The organism is Afipia birgiae 34632 (assembly GCF_000308295.2).
Taxonomy (GTDB): Bacteria; Pseudomonadota; Alphaproteobacteria; order Rhizobiales; family Xanthobacteraceae; genus Afipia; species Afipia birgiae.
This window is the reverse complement of sequence record NZ_HG326652.1, coordinates 969,751-992,957: the sequence shown is the minus strand read 5'-3', so window position 1 is coordinate 992,957 and position 23,207 is coordinate 969,751. Positions and strand designations below refer to the sequence as shown.

The 23,207-nt window shown below is 61.2% G+C and carries 23 protein-coding genes and 1 pseudogene; 2 read left to right on the top strand and 22 right to left on the bottom strand.

Annotation, left to right across the window (positions count from 1 at the left end; all coding sequences use genetic code 11):
• Positions 1-9: 9 nt before the first annotated feature.
• From BN32_RS04810 to BN32_RS26700, 9 genes and pseudogenes are all read right to left on the bottom strand, one after another.
• Positions 10-2,301 (bottom strand): acetamidase/formamidase family protein, encoded by a 2,292-nt coding sequence (locus BN32_RS04810; RefSeq protein WP_019196980.1) that lies wholly within the window; start codon positions 2,299-2,301, stop codon positions 10-12.
• Positions 2,302-2,506: 205 nt separating this feature from the next.
• Positions 2,507-3,562, bottom strand: coding sequence for an acetamidase/formamidase family protein (locus BN32_RS04805; RefSeq protein ID WP_019196979.1), 1,056 nt, complete (start codon positions 3,560-3,562; stop codon positions 2,507-2,509).
• Between the two features lie 20 nt (positions 3,563-3,582).
• Complete coding sequence (locus BN32_RS04800) at positions 3,583-3,777, bottom strand: XapX domain-containing protein (RefSeq protein ID WP_019196978.1); 195 nt, start codon at positions 3,775-3,777, stop codon at positions 3,583-3,585.
• 28 nt (positions 3,778-3,805) lie between these two features.
• The gene (locus tag BN32_RS04795; protein ID WP_040425998.1) at positions 3,806-4,039 is read right to left on the bottom strand and encodes a DUF1427 family protein; all 234 of its coding nucleotides are present in this window, start codon (positions 4,037-4,039) and stop codon (positions 3,806-3,808) included.
• Positions 4,040-4,440: 401 nt separating this feature from the next.
• Positions 4,441-4,731, bottom strand: coding sequence for a hypothetical protein (locus tag BN32_RS04790; protein ID WP_040425461.1), 291 nt, complete (start codon positions 4,729-4,731; stop codon positions 4,441-4,443).
• A gap of 67 nt (positions 4,732-4,798) precedes the next feature.
• Positions 4,799-5,074, bottom strand: a complete 276-nt coding sequence (locus BN32_RS04785) for a GlsB/YeaQ/YmgE family stress response membrane protein (protein ID WP_019196976.1) — start codon at positions 5,072-5,074, stop codon at positions 4,799-4,801.
• A gap of 157 nt (positions 5,075-5,231) precedes the next feature.
• A complete protein-coding gene (locus tag BN32_RS04780; RefSeq protein WP_019196975.1) occupies positions 5,232-7,211 on the bottom strand; it encodes a hybrid sensor histidine kinase/response regulator in 1,980 nt (659 codons plus the stop codon).
• 138 nt (positions 7,212-7,349) lie between these two features.
• Positions 7,350-8,482, bottom strand: a protein-coding gene (locus BN32_RS04775) for an IS3 family transposase (RefSeq protein WP_156946936.1) whose coding sequence is annotated in 2 segments (ribosomal slippage) — positions 7,350-8,227 and positions 8,227-8,482 — 1,134 coding nt in all. Because the reading frame shifts where the segments join, the coding sequence is not laid out codon by codon here.
• Between the two features lie 193 nt (positions 8,483-8,675).
• Positions 8,676-8,813 (bottom strand): annotated as a pseudogene (locus tag BN32_RS26700) (hypothetical protein); the annotation flags it as partial.
• 121 nt (positions 8,814-8,934) lie between these two features.
• On the opposite strand from BN32_RS26700, the gene BN32_RS04760 reads away from it, so the two are divergent.
• A complete protein-coding gene (locus BN32_RS04760) occupies positions 8,935-9,771 on the top strand; it encodes an outer membrane protein (RefSeq protein WP_019196973.1) in 837 nt (278 codons plus the stop codon).
• A gap of 26 nt (positions 9,772-9,797) precedes the next feature.
• Here the strand turns inward: BN32_RS04760 and lpdA are convergent, their stop codons facing one another.
• The 10 genes from lpdA to eno form a co-directional block, all read right to left on the bottom strand.
• Entirely contained in the window at positions 9,798-11,216 is a 1,419-nt protein-coding gene (lpdA, locus tag BN32_RS04755; protein WP_019196972.1) for a dihydrolipoyl dehydrogenase, read from the bottom strand.
• Positions 11,209-11,472, bottom strand: a complete 264-nt coding sequence (locus tag BN32_RS04750) for a hypothetical protein (protein WP_040425460.1) — start codon at positions 11,470-11,472, stop codon at positions 11,209-11,211. Before BN32_RS04750 ends, lpdA begins: the two co-directional genes overlap by 8 nt.
• Before the next feature lie 2 nt (positions 11,473-11,474).
• On the bottom strand, positions 11,475-11,906 hold the full coding sequence (locus BN32_RS25540; RefSeq protein ID WP_019196970.1) for a hypothetical protein: 432 nt from the start codon (positions 11,904-11,906) through the stop codon (positions 11,475-11,477).
• 22 nt (positions 11,907-11,928) lie between these two features.
• Positions 11,929-13,299, bottom strand: a complete 1,371-nt coding sequence (locus BN32_RS04740) for a pyruvate dehydrogenase complex dihydrolipoamide acetyltransferase (protein ID WP_019196969.1) — start codon at positions 13,297-13,299, stop codon at positions 11,929-11,931.
• Positions 13,300-13,317: 18 nt separating this feature from the next.
• Positions 13,318-14,736: a pyruvate dehydrogenase complex E1 component subunit beta gene (locus BN32_RS04735; RefSeq protein WP_040425458.1), complete on the bottom strand. Its 1,419-nt coding sequence runs from the start codon at positions 14,734-14,736 to the stop codon at positions 13,318-13,320.
• 42 nt (positions 14,737-14,778) lie between these two features.
• On the bottom strand, positions 14,779-15,801 hold the full coding sequence (pdhA, locus tag BN32_RS04730; protein ID WP_019196967.1) for a pyruvate dehydrogenase (acetyl-transferring) E1 component subunit alpha: 1,023 nt from the start codon (positions 15,799-15,801) through the stop codon (positions 14,779-14,781).
• Between the two features lie 154 nt (positions 15,802-15,955).
• Positions 15,956-16,273 (bottom strand): septum formation initiator family protein, encoded by a 318-nt coding sequence (locus tag BN32_RS04725; protein WP_019196966.1) that lies wholly within the window; start codon positions 16,271-16,273, stop codon positions 15,956-15,958.
• A gap of 65 nt (positions 16,274-16,338) precedes the next feature.
• The gene (locus tag BN32_RS04720) at positions 16,339-16,890 is read right to left on the bottom strand and encodes an NADPH-dependent FMN reductase (RefSeq protein ID WP_019196965.1); all 552 of its coding nucleotides are present in this window, start codon (positions 16,888-16,890) and stop codon (positions 16,339-16,341) included.
• 110 nt (positions 16,891-17,000) lie between these two features.
• Positions 17,001-18,125 carry a CaiB/BaiF CoA transferase family protein gene (locus tag BN32_RS04715; protein ID WP_040425987.1) on the bottom strand — a complete coding sequence of 375 codons (1,125 nt, stop codon included), beginning with the start codon at positions 18,123-18,125 and terminating at the stop codon, positions 17,001-17,003.
• A 131-nt stretch (positions 18,126-18,256) separates the two neighbouring features.
• Positions 18,257-19,540: a phosphopyruvate hydratase gene (gene eno / locus BN32_RS04710; RefSeq protein ID WP_019196963.1), complete on the bottom strand. Its 1,284-nt coding sequence runs from the start codon at positions 19,538-19,540 to the stop codon at positions 18,257-18,259.
• Between the two features lie 139 nt (positions 19,541-19,679).
• Between eno and queF the strand changes: the two genes are divergently transcribed.
• The gene (gene queF / locus BN32_RS04705; RefSeq protein WP_019196962.1) at positions 19,680-20,159 is read left to right on the top strand and encodes a preQ(1) synthase; all 480 of its coding nucleotides are present in this window, start codon (positions 19,680-19,682) and stop codon (positions 20,157-20,159) included.
• Here queF and BN32_RS04700 read toward each other — a convergent pair.
• From BN32_RS04700 to BN32_RS04690, 3 genes are all read right to left on the bottom strand, one after another.
• Positions 20,156-21,331, bottom strand: coding sequence for an MFS transporter (locus tag BN32_RS04700; protein ID WP_019196961.1), 1,176 nt, complete (start codon positions 21,329-21,331; stop codon positions 20,156-20,158). The two genes, queF and BN32_RS04700, sit on opposite strands and share 4 nt — an antisense overlap.
• Before the next feature lie 66 nt (positions 21,332-21,397).
• Positions 21,398-22,246, bottom strand: coding sequence for a 3-deoxy-8-phosphooctulonate synthase (gene kdsA / locus BN32_RS04695; protein ID WP_019196960.1), 849 nt, complete (start codon positions 22,244-22,246; stop codon positions 21,398-21,400).
• A 66-nt stretch (positions 22,247-22,312) separates the two neighbouring features.
• The gene (locus BN32_RS04690) at positions 22,313-23,185 is read right to left on the bottom strand and encodes a VOC family protein (protein WP_019196959.1); all 873 of its coding nucleotides are present in this window, start codon (positions 23,183-23,185) and stop codon (positions 22,313-22,315) included.
• Positions 23,186-23,207 lie beyond the last annotated feature (22 nt).

The window sequence follows — 23,207 nt, the reverse complement described above, 5'->3', positions numbered from 1 at the left end:
GGCGGCCCGCTACCCCGGCCCGAACAAGCTCTTGGGAAGGATGGCGTGCACCGCCCAGTTGCCGTCAACCACCTGCGAGACGCCGAAATCGACCGCCACCGAGATCAAGGTGATCGCCTCGTCTTCAGACAAGCCGCGGGTCACCATCAGGAAGCGCCGAACCTTCCGGAAGGCGTCCTTCATCGCAAGATCAAGCGACGACGAACGGTAAACGGCGCTCTGTGCCTTCGCACCCAATTCAGCCAGGTAATCGGGGTGGCTGAAGCCGAACAGTATCCATTCGGTCTCGGTCTCGATCAGCGGATAAGCGAGGTCGGCCAATGGACTTCCGCCAAGGCGGGCCTTCTTGTGCAGCACGATGTCGAACACGCCGGTGAGCGAACATTCGATCGCGGTGCCGTTGAGTTCGGAATCGCCCTGCGTCGCATGCGGGTCGCCAACCGAAATCAGCGCGCCCGGTACCGAAACCGGCAGAAAAACCTTCGCGCCCTTGGCCATCCGCCAGTTGTCGAGATTGCCGCCGAAGTAGGCTGGCGGCACGGAATCGATCAGCCCCGCCTCGCGCGGCGCACAGCCGATCACGCCGAAATGCGGGCGCAGCGGAATAGTGACACCATCGAGAATGCCGTGAACCTTGTCGATCGTCGCATGGTCCACCGGGATACCCGGATAGTCGATGGTCGGATGCACCCGACCGAACGGATCCGTCTGCGGCGTCCAGCGGAAACTGTAGAGCGCCTTGGCGAACGGCGGTGCGGCGTCGAGCATGCACTCGTAGATGGTTACGACCTCACGCTGCTTGGGCTCGGTCATGAGTTCCTGATAGTGCAGCCCCCACCATGCAGCGGCGTTGGAGCCAAAGCAGCGACCGGCGAAATCAGGATTTGCGCTGCGCCGGGGCAGGATGTCGCGAATGCCGATCTCGACCACATCGCCGGGCATCGCCCCCATGACCGCGATAGGCCCGGTCATGATGTGGACGCCAAACCCCTCGCCCGCTCCGCGCCCGTAGATCGAGGCATCCATCGGACCGGCGCCGCGCCGGTCCACGGCCTTGTCGTCCTTGGTCCAACGGAAAACACTTTCCGCACCGGGATCGCCGACGACCATCTTCTCAAGATCGTCTGAGGCATGCTGGGTCAACGTCTCGACTGTTACCGTATCGCCGGAGTTGACCACTGCAACCGGCGCCAGGTTTTGGCTGAAATAGCCCCAATGCACCGTCTTGGCGTTGGCCGGAATGTAGTGGGTCTGGCTGCCCGCCTCCACCGCCACCGATCCATCGGATGCAACCAGCGGCGGCGCCTCCGCCTTACTGCTTTCCGACGCGCGCGGCGGCCGGCCACGATGCAAAGCCTCCGCTGCGCTACTCTCGATCTTGCGGATGTTGAGGCGATAGTCGCGCGGCGACATCCCATACTTGTCGCGAAACACGCGGCTGAAATGCGCAGCGTCGGTAAATCCCCAACGAAAGGCGATGCTTGACACCGACGTGGCATCGTCATCAGATTTGGCAAGCTCGGCGCGGCAGCGCTCAAGACGCCGCTCGCGGATATAGCGCGTGAAATTACCGTCCGCCGACTCGAACAGTTTCTGAAGATAGCGCGGAGAGACACGCTGCGCCCGCGCGACTTCGGCAAGGCTTAGATTAGTGTCGCCCAGCCGCGTCTCGATGAACTGACAGATGCGATGAAGGATCGTCGCTTGATTTGACGAGGTCCCGCCGTCGCCCTGCCGATTGAACGTGGCAACAATCAGATCGGAGATCGCGATCTCGATCGCCGATAGCTCATCGTCATCCAGTTCCTGCAGGGAATCCGAGACTGAGCGCAAAAGCTGCGACAGCACGTGGCCTAATCCGCTATCGCCCGCGATCGGGCGCACCCTGAAGGCTTGAGGCGGCAGCATCCGCCGGCTGAACGCAACGCTCGGCAGACGCAGCCAGACCTGGCGGAACGGCCCGTCGCAAACAAGATCGAAATCCACGCCCTCGGGAAAAATGGCGAAATCTCCGACCGCCAACGCGTGGGCCTGCTGATCGTTATTGAGGAGGCCTTTGCCTTCAAGATGAAGGACGACGAGCATCGCGCCGTCGCCCTGCCCGAGCGAATGGAAACGCTGTGATCTGGCGGCGACCACCGAAAATGATCCGCCGAGCGGCGAAAGACGATGATGGGAATAAGCCCGCAGCTCATCCGGGCCGATTTCCGTAGACAGCCCGGCGCGCTCGATCGCAGCCCGCCACGCGGTTTCGCGCAGCGTGGATGGATAGTCATCGCTTGCGAAGTGCCATGACTGCACGGCGTCTCCTCCATCGCCCGAACCGACAACTATGACAACTCTGCGCCCTTTCTCAAACCAATGATTAGGCGAGGCCGATCCGCTGTGCATCATTCCGTCTGCGATATCCCGTCCTGGCAGAATGCAACGCACAAACGGATCATTCCGGAATCCAAAAAAAGGGGGAGGAAATGTATTTCCTCCCCTTTCCAGTCGCTGGGTGACTTTACGGTCGGCGCAGATCGCGGCGCACCGCCATGTGTGCGCCCTTGACGCCGTCGACCACCTGGGTGACGCGCAGATCGCCAGCAACGCTGCAGATCGAGTAGGCTTCCTCGCGCGTGATGCCCCATTTGCGCTGCAGCAGACCAATGGTCTCCAGAACGCACTCGCGGACAGCTTCGTCGAGGTCCTCGCTGAACCCGTGGCAGATCCACTCGCGCGGCGTTTCCAACACCGGGTTCTTGCCCGCGCCGCCCTTGTGCAGGATGAGCTGGATGGTGGCATTGACGTGCGCTTCGATGGCGGTGCCGTTCACTTCGCCATCACCTTCGGCAAAATGAGTATCGCCAGCCCAGAACAACGCGCCTTCACGATGCACCGGGTAGAACATGCTGGTGCCGGCGATGAACTCGCGGTTGTCGACGTTGCCGCCGTGCACACCCGGAGGCACAGTGCTGATCTTGCCCTCGGCCGCCGGACAAACACCCGCAGTGCCGAAGTGCAGGCGGAGCGGAACGACGACGTTCTCGAGTGCCGGCTTGCGCTTGGCATGATCGACAGGCGTGATCATGCCCGGATACGACTTCTCGGGCGTGTCGTATTCGTACTTGAACACAGCGCGGGCGAGCTGGGATTCAACGTCCGCCTCATAGATGATGACGTGTTCTTTCCGGCCAAATTCTTCGTGCAGAAGACCCCAGCTTGCGATGAAGTTGACACCGTACTTGAGGCGCGGCTCCATGTGCAGCACGCGACATTCCAGCGTATCGCCCGGCTCGGCGCCTTCGACATAGATCGGGCCGGTGAGGATATGGACGCCAGGCGTACGGCTCTCCGGCGGCACCGTCTCGTAAATTTCGCGGATCACATCATCCATCAGCAGATCCGGCGCATCGCCGGCATGGTGAGCAAGGCATTCGATCTTCACGATGTCGCCGGAGTTGACGTGAAGGACCGGGTCGACCGAACCGTCGAACGCGCCCCACTGAATGGTTTCGAGAGTAGCCTTCAAATCGTGAAGCTGCGGTCCGGTCGTGCCTTTGATCATGGACTTGAGCATGAGATTGAGTCTCCTTGTGTTCAAAATACGAAAGTCACTTGATGGCGAAGCGCGGCGACGGCGACATAGCCGACGAACGTACCGACGATGGCGAAAATGCCGCCCAGAACATTTGGCGCGGGGATCGGCGCATTCACTGCCGTGTAGAGAACGCCGGTGATGAGACCGACGATGGCGGCCTGTAGTTCGATGAGACCAAGACTGATCTGAACCATGTTCGTTCCTCCTGATTTTTTTGATGCTTTAGACTTCGACCCGAAGCGGTTTCGCTTCGGAGGATTCAGGCCGGCCGAACGTGATCTGCTTGCGAATGAGCTTCACGATCACGTAGCCGGCGAAGGTGAAGATGATCGCGAGAATGCCGCCGAGCACATTCGGTGCCGGGATCGGCAGGTTGAGCAGCGAGTACAGGAATCCGGTGACAAGCCCAACGACAAGGGCAACGAGCTCGTTACGGCCGACGTAGAGATATTCCATCGTTTCCTCCTTTTTGACTTGGGTTGAATGCACATCGCCATCAGCGGACAAACATCTCCTGCCGCGGGAATCTCCCTCGGTTGTGCAGTCATCAGAGATTTGAATGGTCCGGTTGCTTCGCCTGTAGTGATTCAGATTTGAATTACTACGAGTGGCGATGCGCGATCACGCTGCGTCATCAATCACGATAGTCTGGGTCACGTTTCCTCTCCGATGTTTTCTTATGCTTGAAGCTTAGCGAGCGTTTCGGCGACTGCAACGTGATGCGTCGCGAACAGCCTATGGCGCACGCCGCCTCGCTGAGCGGAAATAAACTCGCGTTTTCAATTGTCTAAAACGCGCGCACGACGACAAAATCGGAGCACGCGGGTGCATATGGTCAAGTTTTTCGGCGTGTGCGGTCAAAGGTCAGCACCGGTCAGATGGCCAACGCGCCCCCTCCGAAGGAGCGTTGCTGCCGAATGCATCAGAGTCGCACATGCTGGATGGTTGTGATAACCGCCAAAGAAGAGGCCGGCATTGCAGCCGGCCTTTCGCGTCCGCGGCGATTGAACAAACGCTAACAGGAACTCTTCGGCGCCGTCTGCGCTGGTGTTGCGCTCGCTGGCGCGGCTTTCTTGGCTTTGGATTTCTTCGCCTTCTTCTTGTGCGCCTGCGACGACGGTTAAATGTTCACGAAGTGTTGTAGGCACGCAACATCCGTTGCGCCGCGGCAACGATGCCGCGACTGCCCGCTCGATGCTGAGGACCGATGAGCGGTTAACGACCGCCGCGGATCATGCGCCAGGCAAACAGCAGGAGGACCGCGCCAATCGAGGCTGAAATCAGCGTACGCCAGAAGCCAAACACCGGCACTTGCGCGATTTCCGCGAGCTTGGCGCCCACGAACGAGCCCGCGATGCCGACCAGGATGTTGGTGAAGATGCCGTGGTTGGACTTGGTGACCCGCTCCGCGATCCAGCCGGCGATGGCGCCGATCAGGAGCATGGTGAAAAAACCAACTCCCGGCTGGCTGAAAAATGCTTGTGCGTCCATCAAATCCCCCACCCGTAGCTTCCGCCGGAATCGCCAGCGAACCTGCGGACTTTACCGCAGTTCGGCGACACTTCGAAAGCCGGATGACCTTGAACGTCTCTACATTTGCATCTTCAGCAAGCGGCCACGTTGCTGCAACGACACCCGGGCTGCGATCTCACTTGTCCTTCGCCTCGGTCCGCGGGACTTTGACAACGCGGCCAGCCTTGCGTGTACGAGCCGATAGCCGCGCAATTTCGTTGGCCAATTCCGCCTGCGTGAAAGGCTTGGCCAGTTTCGGCCTAACGTTCGCAGTACCGGGCTCGATTTCCGCGTAGCCTGTCGCGATGAGAACCGGAATGTGTGGCCAATCCCGCTCGATGGCTTTCGCGAGTTGAACTCCCGTCATCTGCGGCATGGCCTGGTCAGTGATGACCAGTTCAATGTCGGGATATCCCGCCAAAATCTTGAGTGCGCCCTTGGCGGAGCTCGCTGAATGGACGAGATGCCCAAGGTCCTCAAGCATCGCCATCGTGTTGGTCAATACCAGCGGATCGTCATCAACCGCGAGGATCGTCAGTTCGGCCGTCGCAACCCGCGAAGCAGCTTTCAGATTGGATCTTGCCTTGCCGGAGGCCGGCTCCGCGACCGGCAGCCAGAGCTCCGCGGTCGTGCCTTCACCGACCTTGCTTTTCAGGTTGAAGCGGCCGCCCGACTGTTCGGCAAGGCCATGCACCATCGACAATCCAAGTCCCGTGCCCTTCCCGACTCCTTTGGTGGTAAAGAACGGCTCCATGGCCCGGCGCAGGGTTTCCTCATCCATGCCGCTCCCGTTGTCTGTCACGGAAATGCAAACATAGTCGCCCGGGCTCAACTGATCGTCGGCGGCACCCACAGTGACTTCGCGCGTACCGATGATGATGTCGCCGCGGTCTCCGATCGCGTCTCGCGCATTCACCGACAGATTGAGAATCGCCATTTCCAATTGGTTGGCATCAGCAAGCACGGGGCGGATTTGAAGCGGAAAGCGCGTCTCGATGTTCACCGAAGGACCGAGGGACCGGCGCATCAAGTCGCTCATGCCCCGCACGAGCTCGGGTACATCGACGGCTTCCTGTTTCAGTTCCTGCCGGCGCGCAAACGCCAGCATACGCTTGGTGAGCAGCGTCCCGCGTTCGACGCCTTGAACTGCATTCGCCAGCAGTGACATCAGCCGAGGATCGTCAGGCATTCGTTTGCGCATCAACTCAAGGCTGCCCATAATCGCCATGAGCAGATTGTTGAAATCATGCGCGATGCCGCCAGTGAGCTGGCCGATGGCTTCCATCTTCTGCGATTGAAGTAAGGCTTCGCGGGTTTGTTCCAGCTTCAGCGCGATCTCGCGCCGCTCGGTGATGTCGCGGGTAATCTTCGCATAGCCGATGAGCTGACCGTCATCATCGCGGATGGCGTCGATGACGACATGCGCCCAGAAGCGCGAACCGTCCTTGCGCAGGCGCCAGCCTTCCTTCTCAAAACGCCCTTCGCGCCGCACGGTATCGAGCGCCTTTTGCGGCTCGCCTGTTTCGCGATCCTCATCCGTATAGAAACGGGAAAAATGGGTTCCGATGACTTCTTCCGGAAGATAACCCTTGATGCGCTGGGCGCCGATATTCCAGTTGCTGACGCGCCCGTCCGTATCCAGCAGATAGAGTGCGTAGTCGGTCACGCCACGGACAAGCAGCCGGAACTGTTCCTGAGTTTGGCGCAATGCCTCTTCCGACGCTTTCCGCTCGGTAAGGTCGCGCGTTATTTTAGCGTAGCCGATAAGCTCGCCATTCTGCGCGCGGATAGGATCAATAATGACGTTAGCCCAGAAGCAGCTTCCGTCTTTCCGGACGCGCCAGCCTTCCGCCTCGAACTTTCCTTCGGTGCGGGCGGTTTGCAGCGCCCTCGCAGGAAGGTCCGTGGCCTGATCTTCCGGCGTGTAAAATCTTGAAAAATGCTGCCCGATGATTTCATCCGGCAGATAGCCCTTGAATCGCTGAGCCCCCGGATTCCAGCTTGTGACAATCCCGTTCGGATCAAGCATGTATATTGCGTAGTCGGTCACCGATTCAACCAGCAGCCTGTAGCGGCCTTCATCGGTCAGTGAAGCAATTCTCTTGTCCATCGGCATTTATCGCCCTGCATCCATCAGGCGAACACAGATGATTCCTTAATTGAGAGAATCAGCCATTTCATTCGCGACGCAGGAGAGCCGGTCCCGGTTGTCTGAACAGAATCTCCGCCTCGATAAGTGGAGCGTCTGCCGGGTTTAGGCCGCCAAGCGGAATGGCGGCTGGTTGAAGTAGGCTTGATCGGGTGTGGCGTCGTCAAGGCTTTGGTGCGGTCGGCGACCATTGTAGAAGTCGAGGTATCGGCCGATCGAGTCGCGCGCCTCGCCGACGCTTTCGTAGGCCCGCAGGTACACCTCCTCGTATTTGACGCTGCGCCACAGCCGTTCGACGAAGACGTTGTCGCGCCATGCGCCCTTGCCGTCCATGCTGATGGCAATGCCGTTGCTGGCGAGCAGGCCGGTGAAGGCCGAGCCGGTGAACTGCGAGCCTTGGTCCGTGTTGAATATCTCCGGCTTGCCGTGACGAGCCAGAGCATCCTCCAGGGTCTCTACGCAGAAGGCCGCCTCCATCGTGATCGACAGCCGCCAGGACAGAACCCGGCGGGTCGCCCAGTCCAGCACGACGGCGAGATAGACGAAGCCACGCGCCATCGGGATGTAGGTGATGTCCATCGCCCAGACCTGGTTCGGCCGCGTGATCTGCATGCCGCGCAGCAGATACGGATAGATCTTGTGGCTCGGCTCGGGCTTCGTGGTGCGCGGACGGCGATAGAGCGCCTCTATCCCCATCCGCTTCATTAGCGTCTTCACATGCCGGCGGCCGATCTTGCACCCCTGCAAAGCCAGCAGGCCTCGCAACATACGCGAACCGGCGAAGGGATACTCCAGGTGCAGCCGATCGAGACGCTGCATGATCGCGAGATCGGCGTCCGGCACCGGACGCGGCAGGTAATAGACGCTGCCGCGGCTGATCCGCAGAACCTCAGCCTGCCTGGTGATCGACAGATCGTGCTCACGGTCGATCATCGCTTTGCGCTCAGCAATCCCGCCTTGGTGAGCGCTCCTTCTAAAAAATCGTTCTCCAGCGTCAGCTCCCCGATCTTGGCGTGCAGCGACTTCACGTCGATAGCAGGCGCGGCCGCCGCCATGTTCCCCGATCCGAAAACTCCGGAAGCACCGCCCTCCAACTGGGCCTTCCAGGCGGTAATCTGATTGGGGTGGACGTCAAAATGCTCGGCCAGTTGGGCTATCGTCCGGTCACCCTTGACGGCGGCAAGTGCCACCTTCGCCTTGAAGGCCGGGGTGTGGTTCCGGCGCGGTCGTCTGTTCATGGTCTCTCCTGATTCGCAGGCTCAGCGTGCCCGCTGTCAGGCAGAAATTCCACTTATCGACCTGTTCAAATTTGCGGAGCCGGCTCTCAGGTGCGGCGGCAGAAAGATACCAGAACTGCAATTCCGGGCGCACCACTTTATTGCTCCCTTTGCAAGGAACCAAACTTGCGGCCGGCGATTGGTGTGCTTGCCCTTACATATTGAGCACGCGCCCGTTGGCGTCGAGCACCGCTTCCTTCATCGTTTCCGAAATGGTCGGATGCGGGAAGATGGTGTGGAAGAGTTCTTCCGCGGTCGTCTCGAGGTTCATCGCCACGACGAAGCCCCGCACGCACGCCGCAGAACGCCACCGCCGCCAGCCCGCGTCCGCCCCGGGGTGTTGTTCCGCCGCTACAGACTCGGGTTCCCGATTCAGATAGCTTTGGCGCATTCATTCGCGGGCTATTAATTTCATGACAAAGATCGCATACGCCGCAACAGTTATCGCCCTGCTCTCAGGCTCGGCCCAAGCCGCTGACCTCTATCGCAAGGCGCCGCCGCCGGCTCCGGTTGCAAGCTGGACGGGATTTTACGCCGGCGTAAACGTCGGCGGAGGCTGGACCGATTCCGGCGTCGGCTACGGCACAAGCGACCCGCTGATACAGCCGGTGTTCGATGGAATCGTCAATCTTCCCGCGAATGGCGACCGCATCAGATCGTCGGGCGCGCTGGGTGGCGTGCAGATCGGCTACAACTACCAGTTCCAGCCGGCGTGGATTGCCGGCGTCGAGGCCGACTTCCAGTTCACCAGTGTCAACGGCTCCGGCTCAACGCCCTACTTCGGCGTTCTGGTCTCATCGGCAAGTCAGGACATCAAGTACTTCGGCACGGTTCGCGCGCGGCTTGGTTATCTGGCGACCAATAGCTTGCTGGTCTATGCCACCGGCGGCTTCGCCTATGCGCAGTTGAACAGCGACGTGGCGATGACCATCTCGCCCGCCGCCATCATGCAAATCAACGGTGTCGTGAATGGCGTGCCCGCCTCGACCAATTGCGGCGTCGGCTTCACGACGACCTGTTTCGCCGGCTCGTCAAACAGCCTGACACCGGGATGGGCGGTCGGCGGCGGACTTGAATATGCGCTGGGGCAAAACTGGTCGTTGAAGGGCGAGTATCTCTTCGCGCGTTTCGAGCAGACAGTGACCGCGGCAGCGGTGACGCCGACGGCTGGGACGCAGCCGAACACCTATACCGCGAAACTCACCACCGACCTGAACATCGCCCGGGTCGGCTTGAATTACAGGTTCTGAAGCGACAGCGGCGTTCCCAACGCCACTCACATGTTCAGCACGCGCCCATAGGCATCCAGCACCGCTTCCTTCATCGTTTCCGAGATGGTCGGATGCGGGAAGATGGTGTGGAAGAGCTCTTCCTCGGTCGTCTCGAGGTTCATCGCCACGACGAAGCCCTGGATGAGTTCAGTGACCTCGTGGCCCACCATATGCGCGCCGAGAAGCTGGCCGGTCTTCTTGTCGAAGATCACCTTCACCATGCCCTGGTCTTCGCCCTGCGCGATGGCCTTGCCGTTGCCAACGAACGGGAAGCGGCCGACCCGGACGTCCTTGCCCGCTTCCTTCGCCTTCGCCTCGGTGAGACCGACCGATGCGATCTGCGGATGGCAGTAGGTGCAGCCCGGGATCAGCAGCTTGTCCATCGGATGCGGATGCAGACCCTTGATGGCCTCGACGCAGATCACGCCTTCATGCTCGGCCTTGTGGGCCAGCATCGGAGGACCGGCGACGTCGCCGATGGCATAGATGCCGGGCACGTTGGTCTTGCCGTATCCGTCGATGACGATGCAGCCGCGATCCGTCTTCACGCCGAGCTTCTCAAGCCCGAAGCCTTCGATATTGCCGACCACACCGACCGCCGAGATCACACGGTCGACTTCCAGCGTGACGGGTTTCTTGCCGTCGTCGATGGTGGCGACGACGCTGTCGGCCTTCTTGTCGAGCTTCGTCACCTTGGTGTTGGCAAGAACCTTCATGCCCTGCTTCTCAAACTGTTTGCGCGCGACCGCGGCGATTTCCGCGTCTTCGACAGGAAGAATCTGCGGCAACACCTCGACCACCGTCACCTCCGCGCCCATGGTGCGATAGAACGACGCGAACTCGATGCCGATGGCGCCGGAGCCGACCACCAGCAGCGACTTCGGCATTTTGTCCGGGTTCATCGCCTCGAAGTAGGTCCAGACCAGTTTCTTGTCGGGTTCGAGACCCGGCAGCACACGCGGACGCGCGCCGGTGGCGACAATGATGTGCTTGGCGGTATACGCACCCTCGCCCAGCGCGCCCTTGGGCGCAGCCGCCTCGGTTTTCTTCACCGTGAACTTGCCGCTGCCGTCCAGCGTCGCCTCGCCCCAGATGATCGTGATCTTGTTCTTGTTCATCAGGTACTCGACGCCGCCGTTGAGGCGCTTCACCACGCCGCGCGAGCGCGCGATCACAGCCTTCGGATCGAACGACACATTGTCCGCCGACAGGCCGTAGTCCTTGGCATGCTTCATGTAGTGATAGATTTCCGCCGAGCGCAGCAGCGCCTTGGTCGGAATGCAGCCCCAGTTGTTGCAGATGCCGCCGAGATACGCCTTCTCGACAATGGCAGTCTTGAAGCCGAGTTGCGCTGCGCGGATCGCGGTAACGTAACCGCCGGGGCCGGAGCCGATCACAACGACGTCGAAAGATGTATCAGCCATTCTTCGCTCCACCAGCCAACCGGCTTTGTCTTGAAATCAAAAATTTCCTGATGCCGAACTCGATCAGGCCGACACCTGCCGCGATCGCAAGCACCATATAGACGAGAAATTGTCCGCGGCTACGCGCCAGTTGTTCACCCGAATGCCAAGCATAGTAGATGATGATGTCGTAGACGACCGGATGGAGCGCTGCGGCCGCGGCGAGCAGCATCGTAATCCATGGCCAGGACGTTCGGATGTTTGTGTTCACGGCCATCGTCATGCCGCCGCCTGCAATGCGGCCTCGCGCCGGCGAAGAAAATCGCGGATCACGCGCCACTGCACATAAATGACCGACAAATACGCGAGCGCGGCCAGCAATGAATCGGAGATGTCCCCCTTGCTCGTCGTGCGGCCCGACGACAAATCCGAACCGACGGCAAACAGAAATAGAAACACGGGCACCAGACACAGCGTGATCAACGTCAGCCAGAGCGGCCGCTCGCGGTTCTTGCCCGCGGCGGAAAATCCGAACGCAACCATCCCCAGCAAGGCGAAGCCCGGCACGAAGAAAAGGCGATAGGCCTCGGCCATCCCGCATCCGGCCTTGTCACTGTAGCACGGTGCGACCGCATTGATCGCGATGGTCACCCCAACGCCGACGATCAACGACAGCAGGCCCGCGAGAAGAACGACGCCGAAGAGTTTCATCGGAATCTCCCGCGCCGGTCCGTCACACCACCATCATCACCGGATTTTCGATCAGCCTCTTGAACGCGGTGATCAGCTCCGCGCCGAGCGCACCGTCGATGGCGCGGTGGTCGCAGGACAGTGTCACACTCATCATGGACGCCGCCACGATCTGGCCGTTGCGCACCACCGCCCGATCCTCACTGGTACCGACGGCAAGGATCGAGGACTGCGGCGGATTGATCACCGCGGTGAAGTCCTTGATGCCGTACATGCCGAGGTTCGACACTGACGATGTGCCGCCCTGGTATTCGTTCGGCTTGAGCTTCTTGGCTTTTGCCCGCGCGGCAAGATCCTTCATCTCGCTGGAGATTGCCGACAGCGTCTTGATCTCGGCCTGGCGAATGATCGGCGTGATCAGACCAAACGGCAGCGCCACTGCGACGCCGATGTCCGAATGCTTGTGGCGAAGCATCGCGGCCTCGGTCCACGATACGTTTGCCTCGGGAATCTTCTGCAGCGCCAGCGCCATCGCCTTGATGACGAAGTCGTTGACCGAAAGCTTGTAGAGCGGCTTGCCGTCCTTGTCCTTGCCCGCAGCGGCGTTGATCTCCTCGCGCGCCGCGTTGAGCTTGCCGAGATCGCAATCGACCGTGAGATAGAACGTCGGCATCGAATTGGTCGCAGCGGTTAGACGCTGCGCGATGGTCCGGCGCATCGAGTCGTGCGGCACGCTTTCGTAAGCGCCCTCCTCATACAGCGCGAGAATCTGCTGATCGGACATCGCCGGCGCGCCGACCGCGCCAGTGCCAGCGGCGGGAGCGCCGGCGCTGGCAGCGGGCTTGAGGCCCTGGCCCGACTTTGCCTGATCGACGTCGCGCGCCACGACGCGGCCATGCGGCCCCGAACCGGTGACGCGGGCGAGATCGATCCCCGCTTCCTTCGCAAGCCGCCGCGCCAGCGGCGACGAAAACACGCGCGTACCATTGCTGGCGGCTGGTGCGGCTTGAGGCGCAGCCGCCTGCGGAGCAGGCGCCGGGGTTTTCGGCGCAGGCGCAGCAGGTGCTGACGCCACTGCAGGCGCCGCAGCCTTCGGAGCTTCGGCTTTTGGTGCTTCGGACTTTGGAGCAGGCGCAGATGCAGCCCCTGCTCCCGCAGCCTTCACGTCTTCGCCGTCACCGGCGAGAACTGCAATGACGTTGTTGACCGGAACATCCTGCGTGCCTTCCGGCACAAGGATCTTCGCGATCGTTCCTTCGTCGACGGCTTCGACTTCCATCGTCGCCTTGTCGGTCTCGATCTCGGCGATCACATCGCCGGACTTGACCTTGTCGCCCTCCTTCTTGAGCCACTTGGAAAGGTTGCCCTTCTCCATCGTGGGAGACAGTGCAGGCATCAGAATGTTGATCGGCATGATCCTGGTCCTGCTCTCTCAGCGATAACTAACGGCTTTGGCGGCGGCGACGACTTCCGCCACCGTCGGCAGCGCAAGCTTTTCGAGGTTGGCGGCGTACGGCATCGGCACGTCCTTGCCCGAGACGCGCGCGACCGGCGCGTCGAGATAATCGAACGCGTTCTCCATGATCCGCGCGGCGATTTCCGCGCCGACACCCGACTGCTGCCAGCCCTCTTCGACCACCACAGCGCGCGACGTCTTCTTCACGGAGCTGATGATCGTTTCGGTGTCCATCGGACGCAGCGTACGCAGGTCGATGACTTCGGCCTCAATGCCTTCCTTGGCGAGTTCATCGGCGGCATTCAGCGCGTAGGTCATTCCGTTCGACCACGCGATCAGCGTCACGTCCTTGCCGGCGCGCGCGATGCGTGCCTTGCCGATCGGAACAACGTAATCGTCGAGCTTCGGCACGTCGCCAGAGTGGCCGTAGAGAATTTCGTTCTCAAGGAAGATCACCGGATTCGGATCGCGGATCGCGGCCTTGAGCAGGCCTTTCGCATCCGCCGCCGAATACGGCGAAACCACTTTCAGGCCGGGTATCTGCGAGTACCACGCCGAGTAGTCCTGGCTGTGCTGGGCGGCGACGCGCGCAGCCGCGCCGTTCGGACCACGGAACACGATGGAGCAGCCCATCTGCCCGCCGGACATGTAGAGCGTCTTCGCCGCCGAGTTGATGATCTGGTCAATCGCCTGCATCGCGAAGTTGAAGGTCATGAATTCCACGATGGGCTTGAGCCCGGCGAACGCGGCGCCGACGCCGACGCCGGCGAAACCGTGTTCGGTAATCGGCGTGTCGATCACGCGGCGCGCGCCGAATTCCTGCAACAGCCCCTGCGTGATCTTGTAAGCGCCCTGATATTCGGCAACCTCTTCGCCCATCACGAACACGTCGCCGTCGCGGCGCATTTCCTCGGCCATGGCGTCACGGAGCGCTTCGCGCACCGTCATCTTCACCATCTCGGTGCCGGGCGGCACTTCCGGATCGGGCTCCACCGGCGCGGCCGGGGCTGCGACAGCCGCCGGAGCGCTGATCTGCGGCTTGCCCTCGCCGACGGGTGCGCGAGACTCTTCAACTTCCTGCTTAACTTCAACGCTAGGTTCCGGGGCCTTGGCAGCAACGGCTGGAGCCTTGCCCAGATCGGCGGCGCTTTCGCCGTCGCTCAGAATGGTCGCGATCGGCGTGTTGACCGCAACATCGTTGGTGCCTTCGGCGACGAGGATTTTGCCGAGTGTTCCCTCATCGGTGGCCTCGACTTCCATCGTGGCTTTGTCGGTTTCAATCTCGGCGATCACGTCGCCGGACTTGATGGCTTCGCCCTCTTTTTTCAGCCATTTGGAAAGGTTGCCCTTTTCCATCGTGGGCGAAAGCGCGGGCATCAAAACTTGAATCGGCATGGTCGCTCCGGACGTAATCTCTGAATTGCGCGAACTGCGCGCCTATCGATAAATGTCGGTGTAAAGCTCGGACGCGTCAGGCTCGGAATCACGCTGCGCGAAATCCGCTGATGCGTTGACGATCTCGCGCACCTCGGCGTCGATCGCCTTCAGCTCCGCTTCGGTGACCTTCATGTCGAGCAAACGCAATCTCACCTGTTCAATCGGATCGGAATCGTGGCGCACCTTGTCCACTTCCTCACGCGTCCGGTACTTCGCAGGATCGGACATCGAGTGTCCGCGATAGCGATAGGTCTGCATTTCAAGAATGTAGGGGCCCTTGCCCGCACGGCACCACGCCACGGCCTCGTCGCCCGCAGCCTTGACAGCGCGGACGTCCATGCCGTCGACCTGCTTGCCCGGAATGTTGAACGACACGCCGCGCTTGGAGAAATCCGTCTGCGCCGACGAGCGCGTGACCGATGTGCCCATGGCGTAGCGATTGTTCTCGATGACGTAGATCACGGGAAGCTTCCACAGCTCCGCCATGTTGAAGCTCTCGTAGACCTGTCCCTGATTGGCGGCGCCATCGCCGAAATACGCGACGCTGACATGATCGTTTTCACGATAACGATTGGCGAAGGCGAGACCGGTGCCAAGCGAGACCTGCGCGCCGACGATGCCATGTCCGCCGTAGAAGGCCTTCTCCTTGCTGAACATGTGCATGGAGCCGCCCTTGCCTTTGGAATATCCGCTCCTGCGGCCGGTCAGTTCGGCCATCACACCGTTGGCTTCCATGCCGCATGCAAGCATGTGACCGTGATCGCGGTAACCGGTGATGACCTGATCGCCGGGCTTGAGCGCCAACTGCATCCCGACAACGATGGCCTCTTGTCCGATGTAGAGATGGCAAAAGCCGCCGATTGCACCCATTCCGTAGAGTTGACCGGCCTTCTCTTCAAAACGGCGGATCAGCATCATTTCGCGGAACGCGTGAAGCTCCTGTTCCTTGGTGAACTTCAGATTCGTCGGGTGACGGGAGCCGTTGCCGGCATCCTGTGTCGCCGTTTTCTTCGCTGTTGCCATTGCTTGTCCGGATAAGAGAGCGGGTACTCGACTTCTGTACCCCAACTCGTATCGCAATGAAAAGGATAGCGTGCACAAACGCATCGCGCATCTATGACGCAATGCAGCGACAGCAATTTTAAAATCGAAAGAGCGAGATTTTTGAAATTTGAAACTAGTTCTGACCGATCATCCGGACGAGATCGCGCGGATGCACGTAGTCGAGCTGGTAGCGCGCGCGTTCGTCGAGCATGTCGGGATCGACTCGGTCCGAACGAAGCAGCGAGACGCGCTGTTCTGCCGCAACACGCTCGGCCTTGAGCCGGGCCAGTTCGGTGGTCAGCAACACGATCTCTTGATCAAGTTCCTGCCGCGCGTTCAGGCCGTACTTGCCGGTGTAGGCATTGACCCCAAAATAGGCAATCAGCGCCGCCGCGATCGCGTACAGCGCAAGGCCGGTCATGATTGCTTTGAGTCGCGTGCGTGAAACCATACCCGCACGATGCGACAGCCCGGTTAACCCATTGCTAACAGCCGGACTGCCTCATCGCCGCGCAATTATTTCTTGAGCCTATCGACCCATGCCGCGAAGGCATCGATATAGGTCTTCAGAACCTTCTCAAGGGCTTCCTTGACCAGGTTGCCCTTGTCGTCGAATGCGTCCCCCACGCCGTTCAGATAGATTTCGGGCTGCTGGAGGATCGGGCCGCTGTAACCGGGCAGGATCTGCTTGAGGTTCATCGCGGCGCAGACGCCGCCAAGTGGCCCGGGCGAACTGCCGACAATGCCGATAGGTTTGCCGAGGAACGAACTCTTGCCGGACGGACGCGAACCGACGTCGATGGCGTTTTTCAGCACACCCGGGATGGAGCGGTTGTACTCCGGTGTCACAAAGAGAACCGCATCGGATTTCTGGATCTTCTCGCGAAACGCGACCCAGTCCGCTGGCGGTGTCGCCTCCAGATCCTGATTGAAGAACGACAGACCATGAAGCGTCACAATCTCAAGTTTGAGAGATGGTGCCGCGATCTTGGTGAAGGCGTTGGCGATCTTGAGCGAAAACGACTCCTTGCGGAGACTGCCGACGATAACGGCAACGGTATGGGCCATCAGAACATCCTTTCAGCAACGGCAACAGAACACCGGGCAGCCCGGCTTAGCCTTGGGGGAAAAAGGATGCAAGTGCATTAACTTCGGATCGCAGGAACAGGTCCTGCGGGTTAACCCAGCAACTCGTCGTTGTGCTGTCCCAACCGGGGCGCACCGGAATGCGGATGCGGGCGTTCGCCGTCGAACGATATCGGCAGACCGACCACCGGCAGATCGCTGCCGGGCAATGTGCGCATCAAATCCGACGCCTTGAACTGTTCGGTCTGTGACAACTCCGCGATGGTGTTGACCGGACTGCACGGGACTCCCACCGCCTCGAAAGCCGCTAGCCACTCGGCCCGCTTTTTGGTCAGCAGAACCGGCTTCAGCAATCCGAGCAGCGTGTCCCGGTTAACAAACCGGTCGCGGCCGCGTGCGAACCGCGGATCGGTGCACCATTCCGGAAATCCGAGCACCGTGGCGAGCTTGTGAAACAGCCGGTCATAACCGGCGGCGATGACCAGCGGATGATCGGCCGTCTCGAATGCCTGATACGGCACGATGGTCGGCGTCGCAGCTCCGGTGCGCGGCGAAAGCTCCTGCGTCACGTGATAGGTCGCGAGCGATGAATCCACCCAGGACGCCGCGCTGTCGAGCAGCGAGGTATCGATCACGCAGCCCTTCCCCGAGACGTGACGCTGCTGCAACGCGCCGAGCGCGCCGATCACGCACCACTGCGCGGTGGCCTTGTCGTTGATCGCGGGCGCGCAGAATGTCGGCGGATCGTCCGGGCGGCCGGTCTGCATCATCACGCCGCCATAGGCCTGAAGCAGCGGATCGAATCCCGGCGCCTTCGACAACGGCCCCTTCGGCCCGAACGCCCAGATCGAGCAGTAGATCAATCGCGGATTGATCGCACACATCTGCTTGGGACCGATGCCGAGATCGTTGACCACACCCGAGCGGAGGTTCTGGATCAGGATGTCGGCGTCACGCACGAGCGTCTTGAGCTTCTCGATATCGGCTGCGTTCTTCATGTCGAGCGTCACCGATCGCTTGTTGCGATTGGTGACATGAAACATGATCGATGCGTCTTCGATAAACGGAGGCCCCCAACTGCGCGCGTCATCGCCGCCGTCAGGCTTCTCGATCTTGATAACGTCCGCGCCCATGTCAGCGAGGATCGCGCCGGCGAGCGGCCCCGCAAGCGCTTGCCCGATCTCGATGACCTTGATACCGGCGAGTGGACCGTTCATGGCGTCGTTCTCCCGCAGCTTGATTTTCGCGGACGCCACTCAAGCGAGTGCGGCCCGCCAAGGCAAGCCGCAAGCGCGATGTCAAAACGAAACCCTGCGATGCGTCGCCGTGTCTTCCGGCGCAGCCCGCCTTACGCCAGCGCCTTGAGCGCCGACCTGCCCGCGTAGACCGCCTGATTGCCGAGTTCCTGCTCGATGCGCAGCAACTGGTTGTACTTCGCGGTCCGATCCGCACGCGCCAGCGATCCCGTCTTGATCTGCCCGCAGTTGGTAGCCACTGCGAGATCGGCGATGGTCGAATCCTCGGTTTCACCCGAGCGATGCGACATCACGGCGGTGTAGGCCGCCTTGTGCGCCATTTCGACGGCGGCAAGCGTCTCGGTAAGCGAGCCGATCTGGTTGACCTTCACCAGAATGGAATTGCCGAGCCCCTTCTTGATGCCGTCCGCAAGGCGCGTGACGTTGGTCACGAACAGGTCGTCGCCGACGAGCTGGCACTTGCCGCCAATCAGGTCGGTCAGTTCCTTCCAGCCATCCATGTCGTCTTCCGCCATGCCGTCTTCGATCGAGACGATCGGATAGCGTGAAACCAGATCTGCAAGGTACTTCGCCTGCTCCGAGCGCGAACGGGTTTTCTTTTCGCCTTCATAGACGTACGAGCCATTCTTGAAGAATTCGGTCGAAGCACAATCCAGCGCCAGCATGACGTCGCCGCCGGCCTTGTATCCGGCCTTGCCGATCGCGCTCATGACGAAATCCAGCGCCGCGTCCGCCGACGGCAGATTCGGGGCGAAGCCGCCCTCGTCACCAACGTTGGTGTTGTGACCGGCCTTCTTCAATTCAGATTTCAGCGTGTGGAAAATCTCGGCCCCGCAGCGCAGCCCTTCCGAGAAGCTCTTCGCGCCGACCGGCATCACCATGATTTCCTGGAAATCGATCGGATTGTCCGCGTGCACGCCGCCATTGACGATGTTCATCATCGGCACCGGGAGGGTGCGCGCCGAGGTACCGCCGACGTAACGATAGAGCGGCATGCCGAGCGATTCCGCCGCGGCCTTCGCGACAGCGAGCGACACGCCGAGAATGGCGTTGGCGCCGAGGCGGCTCTTGTTCGGCGTGCCATCCAGATCGATCATGGTCTGGTCGATCTGGACCTGCTGCTCGGCTTCCATGCCGCCGATCGCGTCGAAAATCTCGCCGTTAACCGCTTCGACGGCTTTCTGTACGCCCTTGCCGAGATAGCGGCCCTTGTCGCCATCGCGCAGTTCGACGGCCTCATGCGCCCCCGTGGAAGCGCCCGACGGAACGGCGGCGCGGCCCAGCGACCCGTCTTCCAGCACCACATCGACCTCGACGGTCGGATTGCCGCGGCTGTCCAGAATTTCGCGGCCGATGATGTCGACGATTGCGGTCATGTGCGCCCTTTCAGGAGTCGGTTCGGGGATTTGGGGCAGCTTCTACAGGAACGCGCCGCGCCGGAAAAGGCCATCTGAAGTCTTTAGTCCCGTGACGTTTTGGCCAGGAATATGTATCAGAGGGCAAACGGAGACACAGATGTCCAGAAAACCCCGCGTCCCCAAAGCCGCCGCGCAGCCGTTGCAGCTCGGCCAGCAGGTCGAAACGCCCACCTCGCCTGATACGGCAAAACTCGACCGGGTGCCGAATCCGCACTCCGACACGAACTACGTTGCGCGTTTCACAATGCCGGAATTCACCTCGATCTGCCCGGTCACAGGCCAGCCGGATTTCGCAATTCTCGTCATCGACTACGTGCCGGACAAATGGCTCGTCGAATCGAAGACCCTCAAACTCTATCTCAACAGCTTCCGCAACGTCGGTTCGTTTCACGAAGACTGCACAGTGTCCATCGGCAAGCGGCTGACGAAACTGCTGGCACCGCGCTGGTTGCGGATCGGCGGCTACTTCTATCCGCGCGGCGGCATGCCGATCGACGTGTTCTGGCAGACCGGCAAATTGCCGAAGGATGTGTGGGTGCCCGATCAGGGCGTCGCCCCGTATCGGGGAAGAGGTTAGATATCCACCATCTCCGCCGGCTTCTGATGCAGCAGACGAGCGGCGACGATTCCCAGCACGAGAATGGCGGTCGCGCTCAGGATCAGCGTCGGCATTTTGCCGAAATGAGACAATCCGAAACCGTACACGATCGGTCCTGCTGCCTGCCCCATGAAAAAGCAGAAGGCATGGAGCGACAGCGCCGAGGCGCGCGCTTCAGGCGCGAGATCGCTCGAGAACACCTGCAATGAGCCGTGCAGCGAATAGAAGCCCCAGCCCATGACGAGGAAGGAGATCGCCTGAATCTCCCAGCGCGGTCCGAGCGCGATAACGATAAATTGCAGCGCCATGACCACGGCGCCGCCGACCATCAGGCCCCTGACGCCAAATCGCGGCAGCATGCGCGACACGCTCAGGGTGTAAAACAAACCGCCGACTGCGAACGCTGCGATGACCACGCCAGGAATCGATGCACGGGTTTCGCCCAGCTCAAACAGAAATGCGGCGACGAACGGAAACAACCCAAGAACGCAAAGTCCCTCGATAAACACCGCCGTGAAACACACGCGCGCATTCGGGTTGGCGAGGATCGTCCGGTAACCGTCCCTGAGTGCTCCAAAACTGACGCTCTGCTTGGGACTGGATACCCCGCCTTTTCGAAAACCGATCCAAACGGCTACCGACGCGACGATCACCAGCAGGCCGAGGATGACAAGCACGCCGCGCCATCCGAAAAAATCGCCGATCACGCCGGCTGCGGATGAGCCGAGCAGATTGCCGGTCATCGCGCCCGCGAGAATGCGGCTCAACGCGACCTGCCGCTGCGCGGTCGGAACGAGGTCGCTGGTCAGGCTCATCGCGATCGGAAACGTGCCGCCTGCCGCGATGCCGCAGAGAATGCGCGACAGGAACAGCATTTCAAACGATGTCGCCATCGCACCGATGATGTTGGCTGCGCCGAGCATCGCGAGGCAACCGATCATCAGCCGCGCCTTGCCGAACATGTCCGCAGCCGCGCCCAGGATAGGCTGCACCAGCGCAAATGTCAGGGCGACAGCCGCCGACAGACTTGCCGCCGTGGCGACAGTGACGCCGAGATCGCTGGACACCAGCGGCAGCACCGGCTCCATCGCACGCGAGGACAGGGCTGCCGCGAAGGTTGTCGCGGCGATCACATTGAGGATTGGCAGCATCTGGTCCGGCGGATGCCGCGTTACGCTCGCGGCCCTTTTTATGTTTTGATTGCTATGATCTGGCCATCACGATTTTGATTTTGCGAGCGCGTCGAAGGCCATCAAATTCTTCATGAGGGCCTCGAAGTCCTTGAGCGGCACCATGTTCGGACCATCCGATGGCGCGTTGTCCGGATCGGGATGCGTTTCGATGAAAACACCGGCCACGCCGACCGCGACTGCGGCGCGCGCCAGCACCGGTACGAACTCCCGCTCGCCGCCGGACGACGTGCCCTTACCGCCCGGCTGCTGCACCGAATGGGTCGCATCGAAGATCACCGGCGCGCCGGTGGAACGCGCCAGAATTGGCAGCGCCCGCATGTCGGACACCAGCGTGTTGTAGCCAAACGATGCGCCGCGTTCGGTCACCATGACGTTCGGATTGCCACCGCCCGTCACCTTGCCGACCACGTTGGCCATATCCCAGGGCGCTAGGAATTGGCCTTTCTTGACGTTGACAACCTTCCCTGTCGCGGCAGCCGCCAGCAGCAGGTCAGTCTGCCGGCATAGGAACGCGGGGATCTGCAACACGTCGACGGCTTCCGCGACGCGGGCGCACTGCTCGATCTCGTGCACATCCGTCAGCACCGGCAGCCCGAGCGTCGAGCGGATCTCCGCGAAGATCGGCAGCGCTTTGTCGAGGCCCATGCCCCGCGCGCCGGACGCGCTGGTGCGGTTGGCCTTGTCGAACGAGGTCTTGTAGACGAGCCCGATCTTGAGGCGTGCGGCGATCTCCTTCAGCGCGGAGGCGACTTCCAGTCCATGCGCGCGGCTTTCGAGCTGGCATGGCCCGGCGATCACAGCCAGCGGCAGCGCGTTGCCAAACTTGACGTTGCCTGCGGAAACCACCGGTGCCGCGGAAATCTTGGCGTTCAAGGCATATCCTTTTCAGAAGTTGAATTGACCATGCCGACCTGGCGGCTGCGTATCAAGTCTGGCCCGCTAAATCCTGGCCGGTCTCTCGAATATCAGGGTTGCGCCAAAGGCGGCCTCCGGCAGCACCACGAGCCGTCCGGTCTGCCGGTGCGACGCCACCCCGCCGCTTTTGAGGACACGCTCGGTGGCATCAATGTCCGGCGCCGCAAGGCGCAGCCCCTTCAGCGAGGCGCCCTCGCCGTCCAGCCTGGGCGCGGTTCCAAACTGATCGCGAAACGACACGGCTTCCATGATCTCGACATCGCCGCGCTGCGTCGGCGCGGTGATACCGATCGAACTGGCATGCAGCTCGCGCACACCGGTAAACGCGTTGAGGAAGATATGATGATCTGCCGGATTGTCTGCGACCAACACCGCACCGAGAACGCCGCTCGCGCCGTTGGCGTGCTGCTGATAGTCCGGCTTCCAGAACGCCGCGGGGTTATGCTGCTGACAGGTTGCGAAGCCTGTATGCGGCGACATCGCATCGCGTGCAAAGGCCAGCGAGAAGCCCACCGTGGTAGTGGTGCCGTCGGGCAAAACAGCCTGGCGCGAAAACGGCAGCGCGCGTGAGGCGCCGATCCCCGATGTCTTGAAGTCCGCGACATCGGCCTCGATGTCCGTGCTCTCAAGGATCAACATCGAGAATCCGTCGCCGCGCACAATCGCATCGCGATTGGCGATGCCGAAGATCTGCGGCAATCCCTCGCCGACCAGCTTTTCGGGTTCGCCGACCGTCAGGATTTCGATGAAGAAATTGGGAAACTGCACCACATGATTGTGCGTTCCCCACGGATGCTTGTTGCGCGCGCCGACCTTGAATCCGGCGCGGCGATAGAAGTCCGCCGCGGCATCGAGATCGCGGACGGCATGGACAATATGATCGAGACCGCGGGGCATGACCGATACGCGAAACGCGCCC

Coding starts and splice junctions, on each gene's coding strand:
- BN32_RS04805 (WP_019196979.1), bottom strand. CDS start 3,562: ATGCTCAAGTCCATGATCAAAGGCACGACCGGACCGCAGCTTCACGAT.
- BN32_RS04800 (WP_019196978.1), bottom strand. CDS start 3,777: ATGGTTCAGATCAGTCTTGGTCTCATCGAACTACAGGCCGCCATCGTC.
- BN32_RS04795 (WP_040425998.1), bottom strand. CDS start 4,039: ATGGAATATCTCTACGTCGGCCGTAACGAGCTCGTTGCCCTTGTCGTT.
- BN32_RS04785 (WP_019196976.1), bottom strand. CDS start 5,074: ATGGACGCACAAGCATTTTTCAGCCAGCCGGGAGTTGGTTTTTTCACC.
- BN32_RS04780 (WP_019196975.1), bottom strand. CDS start 7,211: ATGCCGATGGACAAGAGAATTGCTTCACTGACCGATGAAGGCCGCTAC.
- BN32_RS04760 (WP_019196973.1), top strand. CDS start 8,935: ATGACAAAGATCGCATACGCCGCAACAGTTATCGCCCTGCTCTCAGGC.
- lpdA (WP_019196972.1), bottom strand. CDS start 11,216: ATGGCTGATACATCTTTCGACGTCGTTGTGATCGGCTCCGGCCCCGGC.
- BN32_RS04750 (WP_040425460.1), bottom strand. CDS start 11,472: ATGGCCGTGAACACAAACATCCGAACGTCCTGGCCATGGATTACGATG.
- BN32_RS25540 (WP_019196970.1), bottom strand. CDS start 11,906: ATGAAACTCTTCGGCGTCGTTCTTCTCGCGGGCCTGCTGTCGTTGATC.
- BN32_RS04740 (WP_019196969.1), bottom strand. CDS start 13,299: ATGCCGATCAACATTCTGATGCCTGCACTGTCTCCCACGATGGAGAAG.
- BN32_RS04735 (WP_040425458.1), bottom strand. CDS start 14,736: ATGCCGATTCAAGTTTTGATGCCCGCGCTTTCGCCCACGATGGAAAAG.
- pdhA (WP_019196967.1), bottom strand. CDS start 15,801: ATGGCAACAGCGAAGAAAACGGCGACACAGGATGCCGGCAACGGCTCC.
- BN32_RS04725 (WP_019196966.1), bottom strand. CDS start 16,273: ATGGTTTCACGCACGCGACTCAAAGCAATCATGACCGGCCTTGCGCTG.
- BN32_RS04720 (WP_019196965.1), bottom strand. CDS start 16,890: ATGGCCCATACCGTTGCCGTTATCGTCGGCAGTCTCCGCAAGGAGTCG.
- BN32_RS04715 (WP_040425987.1), bottom strand. CDS start 18,125: ATGAACGGTCCACTCGCCGGTATCAAGGTCATCGAGATCGGGCAAGCG.
- eno (WP_019196963.1), bottom strand. CDS start 19,540: ATGACCGCAATCGTCGACATCATCGGCCGCGAAATTCTGGACAGCCGC.
- queF (WP_019196962.1), top strand. CDS start 19,680: ATGTCCAGAAAACCCCGCGTCCCCAAAGCCGCCGCGCAGCCGTTGCAG.
- BN32_RS04700 (WP_019196961.1), bottom strand. CDS start 21,331: ATGCTGCCAATCCTCAATGTGATCGCCGCGACAACCTTCGCGGCAGCC.
- BN32_RS04690 (WP_019196959.1), bottom strand. CDS start 23,185: ATGCCCCGCGGTCTCGATCATATTGTCCATGCCGTCCGCGATCTCGAT.